The following is a 6403-nucleotide window of genomic DNA, read 5'->3' as shown; positions in this document are numbered from 1 at the left end:
GGCAACATCAAAGCTAACTGATACTAATAAATCGAAAGCTTGACCAGAAATATATACTCTTTAGTTGGAAGGGTATTAAACAGAAATATATTGAAAAGAAGAAGAAAAGTAAACAAGTATGGCTGTAAGGCTTAAGAGGCTACTCTGTTCCCATCTCGAACACAGAAGTTCATGACCTAACAGCAATCTGAGATTGCGTCGTAGGTCAGATGCTAAGAAACTCCATTTGTGAAACAAATGGTAAGTTTCGACAGTGAAAGCTCAGAGCTTAACGGCAAAGAAAAGTAAATAAATAAGTATGGCTGTGATGGCTAGGAGGATACACCTGTTCCCATCTCGAACACAGAAGTTAAGCTCTTAAACGTCGAAGGTACTAGTACATCTCGTACTGGGAGAATAGAAAACAGCCAAACAAAGTATAAATCACTCGAAAGAGTGATTTTTTGTTTTTAGTAAAAACACAATGCTTAACAGCAAAAATAAATAAACAAGAATGGTTATTAAGGCTTATTGGATATAGAATACAGAAGTTAATGACCTAACAGCAATCTATGATTGCGTCGTAGGTCAGATGCTAAGAAACTCCATTTGTGAAACAAATGGCAAGTTTCGACAGCGAAAGCTCTTAAACGTCGAAGGTACTAGTACATCTCGTATTGGGAGAATAGAAAATAGCCAAACAAAGTATAAATCACTCGAAAGAGTGATTTTTTTGTGTAAAAATATTGTAGATAATAATTATTTAATATATAATTATAAGTAAGAAAAAGGAGGAATTATGTTTAATATATATAAGTTTTATAATGCTGTTTTAAGTCAAAATGCTTTGGAGATTAAAAAATTTTTTAATGAAGATGCTTATATTGATTGGCATAATACTAATGAAAGATTTACTGTTGATGAGTTTATTGAAGTTAATTGCACTTATCCTGATAAATGGGGTGGAGAAGTTGAAAGGGTTGAACAAATCGGAAATTTAATTATTGCAGTTGCAAAAGTAATAAATGTTTTTGATAAATCTTCATTTTATGTTAATTCCTTTATATTGCTAGAAAATGGGAAAATTTCAAAACTTGATGAATATTGGGGAGATAATGGGAAAATTCCTCAATGGAGAATTATTAAAAATATAGGAGTTAAAATAAAGTAATGAATTCGTTTTATAAAAATAAGAGTATAACAGATAATTTTAAATTAATTATTTTGTTAATTATGTTTTTATTTGGATTGGTATTTAAAGCATCTACTAGAGATTATATTTTGCTTGTTGTTTTAGTATTAATAGAATTTGCTTTTAAGATAGGATTTAATTATATTAATTCTATAAGTTATACTATTTCAAATAAATTTTATAAGAATATTTTAAAGATGTTGAATATTATAAATTTTGAGTTTGATTTTTTGTTTATATATTTGTTTTTTGATTCGATTTTTAAATTTAATATAAAGTATCTTGTTGGAATTATCTTTAGTATTTTAGTTATGAGTATAATTTTCTTTTCTTTTTTTGTCTCTTTAAATTTAAAATATGAAGTTTTGACATTTAGAATGGCTAATGAGTTAGATAGAGAAAGTATTTTAAATATATATCTTGAAGGAGCAAATGCTTTAAAAGAAGATGGAGTTGATCAATGGCAAGGTCAATATGTTCCAAGTTTTAAAGATGTTGATGAGCATTTAGGAGTTGATCTATATGTTTTAGAATATCATAAAAGGATAGTTTCCACAGCTTGTTTGGTTGAAGGAATAGATGAAGATTATGAGAATATAAATGGAAAATGGAATACTTCACTTCCTTATATTAGTATTCATAAGGTAGCGACTTCAAATGAATATAAAAAGCAAAGTTTTGGGAGAAAAATGATGAGCTATATTGAAAATTTTGCAAAAAGGAAGAGAATGGATTTAAGAATTGATACTCATAAAGACAATAAAAAGATGAGAAATTTCATTATCTCCTGTGGTTATAAATATACCGGAGAAGTAATTTTGCAAGGAGAACTTGAAAGACTTGGTTATGATAAAAAAGTAGTGTAAGTTTAAAATATATGAGATTTCCAGAGCAATTGTATCTAATGATACAATCGACTGAGAAAGTCTTATTACTATTATTTGGTTTCAAATACTAGTAAGTCTTGTAAAGGACTTATATAAAAATGATATTATACAATATAAAAAAGGTTAGAGTTTTTAGGTACTCTAACCTTTTTGTTATATACTAATGAGTTGCTCCGCCTTCTACTTTAATGTCTTCTTTGTTTTCAATGATAGCTTCAATTGCATATTCTAAACCTTTTGCAATTAATTCGAGAGGCATTGATGGCATATTTCTCTTATCTACAACTTGTTCAGGTAAAAACGGAATATGGATAAATCCTGTTCTCATATTCGGATATTTTGTGCTTGCAAGATGTGCCATTCCATAGCAAACATGGTTACAAACAAATGTTCCGGCTGTATTTGAAACAGATGCAGGAATTTTGTTTTCAATCATTTTTTGAACCATTGCTTTTATAGGAATTGTTACAAGATAAGCGTCTGGTCCATCTTCAGCAATTTTTTCATCAATCGGTTGATTTCCTTCGTTATCTTTTATTCTGAAGTCATCCATATTAATTCCAACTCTTTCAACAGTTATATCAGGTCTTCCACCTGCTTGTCCTACATTTATTACAACATCCGGTTTTTCAACTTCTATAACTTCTTCAAGTCTTTTTAAACTTTTTCTAGCAACTGTTGGAATTTCTACTTTAATTATTTTTACTCCTTTAATTTCATCAGGTAACAATTTTACTGATTCAATCGCAGGATTAACTTTTTCTCCACCGAATGGATCAAATCCGCTAACTAAAATTTTCATATAATCATCTCCTAAAATGCCATTACTAACATAAGCACAATATGAACTAGAATCATTGCGATAGCCATAGGGGCCTGTGTTTTAATAATTGTATATTTGTCTTTGGTTTCGAGTATTGCAGAAGGAACTATATTGAAGTTTGCAGCCATAGGGGTTAATAGAGTTCCGCAATAACCACAAGTCATTCCAAGTGCTCCTACTACTGCAGGATTTCCGCCTTGAGCTATTACAAAAGGAATACCAACACCGATTGTGATTACTGTAAATGCAGCGAATGCATTACCCATAATCATAGTAAAGATTACCATACCTAAACAGTAAGCTACAACACCTGCAACTCTTCCACCGCCACCAACGATGCTTCCTGCAAATTCTCCAATTATATTACCTACACCTGCTGCTGTAAATACGATACCAAGTGCTCCTAAAAGTTGAGGTAATAAGCTTGACGCACCTACTTGCATTAAAAGTCTTGTAGTGTCTTCCTTCATATCTTCTGTCTTAGGTTTAGCTATTAATAAAGCTATTATAAATGCAATTATAGCTGAAAATCCTAAAACTTGAGCTGTTGAAAAACCGAAAATTATATCTTTACCTTTGGCATCAGTTCCAATTATAATTTTAAATGATCTAAATTGTGACATTAAAAATGCAAGAGCTGCCATAATTAATGCAGGAATAAAAATTTTCCAACCGATTTTATCTGCATTTTTTCTTCTTTCGTCATCTGATGGAGGAGTAAATTCTCCAATTTTTACTTGTTTTGTAAGAGTAAGAGCTCCACAAACAACAAGCATTGCTCCAACAATAACTCCACCTTGCTTTGGAAGATACTTAACCAAGAATCCTCCGAATGCAAAGATAATTCCAACTAAAAACCAGAATAAAAATGTACCTATTCTTGCTTCTTTATTTTTCAAACCTCTAAAAGCTGTTAAAATTGAAATCAATCCGCAAAGAATGTAAATAAATTCGTCAATAAAAAATGTATTACTACTTATCCATTTTAACATCTTTTCCACCAACCTTTCTAAGTTTCATTTCAAATAAGAAGCATTGAATTATTGATAAAAGTATCATTGCAATACCTGTAAATAAAGAATAGTATGCTACTTGAGCTCCTGTTATAGTGTGTCCCTTGTCTTTAAGTGTGGAAACGATAAGTAAAACACCTGAAGAAACAGGGAATACATTTTGTCCGAAAAAGTTACCGTAGTTTTCAACGGCACCTGCTAAACCTTTTAAATCTTCAAGTTTAGTTTCTGTAAGGTCAACTGTTTTAGTTGCAGCACCTTCTGCCATTGGTAAAATTAAAGGTCTTACAAATTGAACATGTCCACCAAGACGTAATGAGAATATTGCTGCAAGCCAACGAATGAATAAATATAACCAAATAACTAAACCTGCACTTGCACCTTTAATTTTTCGTATTCCATCAGCCGCCTTTTCTTTAAGACCATGTCTTTCCATAATGCCGATTACTATAAGTGTTGTAAAGAACAAACTCATATATCTGTTTGATACAAAACCTTTACCTATAATATCCAATATTTCTACGATGCTTTTTCCACCGGCAAGACCTGTTGCGAAGCCTGCAATTAAAACTACAGAAATTACATCAAGTTTTAATACAAAACCAACAACAATAATTACAATACCGATTAAAACTAAATAATTTTGCATATCTTCCTCCTATAAATTTATTTTTATTACTTACTATTAAAAAGATTTTCTTTAATACTATAAAGAAACTGTTCTTAATAATATATAAGTAATTAATTATAGTATATCATAAATGTTTATATTTTTAAATAGTGCTTTGTTAAAGTTATAAGTAGATGTTAAAAGAAAATCGATAAATAATCTTTATATAATTATTTAAAAAGAAAAAATGTTGTGGATTTACAATCCAGTATTTTCAATATATTTAAGAATATTTTTTATTCTTTATTAATAATTATTAAGAAACATAATCGATATAGATATTTTTATTGAAAATTATCTAAAATTTGACAATATTGTAATATTGATATATAATAGTAATAGGTTTATGCCCTATGATAAAGCTATTACTATTTCATCAAAACAACAATATCAAAATCAAATTGAAGTTTTGATATAATTATAATATGTTTACACCTTGTGGTAAACATATTTTAATTGCGAAGCAACAAGGTTCTCGGGCACCCACCCGATGCAAAGCATCGAGGAAGCGTGAGGTTCTTCTTTCATCATAATTACCTTAATTTAATTATTAAAAAGGAGTTATGATATAGTAATGATAGATTCACGACTTATGATAAACTTATTAGAAAATTGTTTTGTTATGATAAATTTAAGAAATATTATTTTTGAAATATTTAATATGTAAAAATTTTTTCACGAAGGAGGGTTTATAGTGATTTATTTTGATAATTCAGCGACTACAAAAAACAAACCTGCAGAAGTTATTGATGCAGTTGTTAATGCATTGAAAAATTTTGGAAATTCCTCTCGTGGAGTTCATGAAGAAAGCTTAAGTGCAGATAGGATTGTTTTTGAAACCAGAAAAAAAATAGCGAAGATGTTTAATGTTGGAAATTCTCGTCAGGTAGTTTTTACAAAAAATGCAACTGAAAGTTTAAATATTGCAATAAATGGTCTATTTTCAGAAAATGATCATATAATCACTTCCGTTGCAGAACATAATTCCGTTTTAAGACCTATACATTATTTGAAAGAAAAGGGTGTTGAAGTCAGTTACATAGGAGTTTTAGAAAATGGAGTTATTAATTTTGATGAGATTCCATCTTTAATTAAAGCGAATACTAAAGCTATAGTTATAACTCATGCATCAAATGTTACAGGAAATATTACAGATTTAAAAAAGTATGGAGATTTTTGTAGAAATAATAATCTTCTTTTTGTTGTAGATGCATCTCAAACCGCAGGAGCTTTTAATATAGATATGAAAGAGATGAATATTGATGTGCTTTGTTTTACAGGTCATAAATCAATGCTTGGACCTCAAGGAACGGGTGCATTATGTGTTAGAGAAGAAGTCTATATAAGACCTTTTATGGTTGGCGGAAGCGGAACTCATAGCTATGATGAATTTCAACCTGATAAGATGCCGACTAGACTTGAAGCAGGGACTTTAAATTCACATGGGATTGCAGGGCTTCACGCATCTATTGACTATATTTTAAGAAATAAAATGGAAAATTTAACTAATAAAGCTATGGAGCTTGCAAGGAAATTTTATGATGGAGTAATTAAATTTCCTGAAGTTAAGGTTTATGGAGATTTTGAAACAGACCTAAGAGCACCAATAGTTTCATTAAATATTTCAGATATGGACTCTTCTGAAGTTAGTAATATTTTATATGAAGAGTATAAAATTTCAACAAGACCCGGAGCTCACTGTGCTCCTCTAATACACAAAGCACTTGGAACTGTTGAACAGGGTATGGTTAGATTTAGCTTTTCTCATTCAAATACATTTGATGAGGTAGAGCTTGCTATAAACGCAATTAAAAAAATTATAGACGATAGGAGGTAATA

At 29.9% G+C, this 6403-nt stretch carries 6 protein-coding genes and 1 rRNA gene; 4 read left to right on the top strand and 3 right to left on the bottom strand.

Annotated elements, in window-relative coordinates:
• The first annotated feature begins 297 nt into the window (after positions 1-297).
• From rrf to ACMX2D_RS06650, 3 genes are all read left to right on the top strand, one after another.
• Positions 298-413 (top strand): 5S ribosomal RNA (gene rrf / locus ACMX2D_RS06660).
• A gap of 365 nt (positions 414-778) precedes the next feature.
• Positions 779-1150 carry a nuclear transport factor 2 family protein gene (locus ACMX2D_RS06655; RefSeq protein WP_414973248.1) on the top strand — a complete coding sequence of 124 codons (372 nt, stop codon included), beginning with the start codon at positions 779-781 and terminating at the stop codon, positions 1148-1150.
• Positions 1150-2037 (top strand): GNAT family N-acetyltransferase, encoded by an 888-nt coding sequence (locus ACMX2D_RS06650; RefSeq protein WP_414973246.1) that lies wholly within the window; start codon positions 1150-1152, stop codon positions 2035-2037. Before ACMX2D_RS06655 ends, ACMX2D_RS06650 begins: the two co-directional genes overlap by 1 nt.
• Before the next feature lie 181 nt (positions 2038-2218).
• Here the strand turns inward: ACMX2D_RS06650 and pcp are convergent, their stop codons facing one another.
• Genes pcp through ACMX2D_RS06635 form a run of 3 tightly spaced genes read right to left on the bottom strand, consistent with a single transcriptional unit; the run spans position 2219 to position 4543 of the window.
• Positions 2219-2860, bottom strand: coding sequence for a pyroglutamyl-peptidase I (pcp, locus tag ACMX2D_RS06645; RefSeq protein WP_414971727.1), 642 nt, complete (start codon positions 2858-2860; stop codon positions 2219-2221).
• An 11-nt stretch (positions 2861-2871) separates the two neighbouring features.
• On the bottom strand, positions 2872-3873 hold the full coding sequence (locus tag ACMX2D_RS06640; RefSeq protein ID WP_414973244.1) for a DUF979 domain-containing protein: 1002 nt from the start codon (positions 3871-3873) through the stop codon (positions 2872-2874).
• The gene (locus ACMX2D_RS06635) at positions 3854-4543 is read right to left on the bottom strand and encodes a DUF969 domain-containing protein (protein ID WP_414973242.1); all 690 of its coding nucleotides are present in this window, start codon (positions 4541-4543) and stop codon (positions 3854-3856) included. The genes ACMX2D_RS06640 and ACMX2D_RS06635 overlap by 20 nt, the downstream gene beginning before the upstream one ends.
• A 715-nt stretch (positions 4544-5258) precedes the next feature.
• Here ACMX2D_RS06635 and ACMX2D_RS06630 point away from each other — a divergent pair.
• A complete protein-coding gene (locus ACMX2D_RS06630) occupies positions 5259-6401 on the top strand; it encodes an aminotransferase class V-fold PLP-dependent enzyme (RefSeq protein WP_414973240.1) in 1143 nt (380 codons plus the stop codon).
• Positions 6402-6403 lie beyond the last annotated feature (2 nt).

Source organism: Parvimonas oralis, assembly GCF_047608425.1.
GTDB lineage: Bacteria > Bacillota > Clostridia > Tissierellales > Peptoniphilaceae > Parvimonas.
This window is presented reverse-complemented; position numbering and strand designations above follow the sequence as displayed.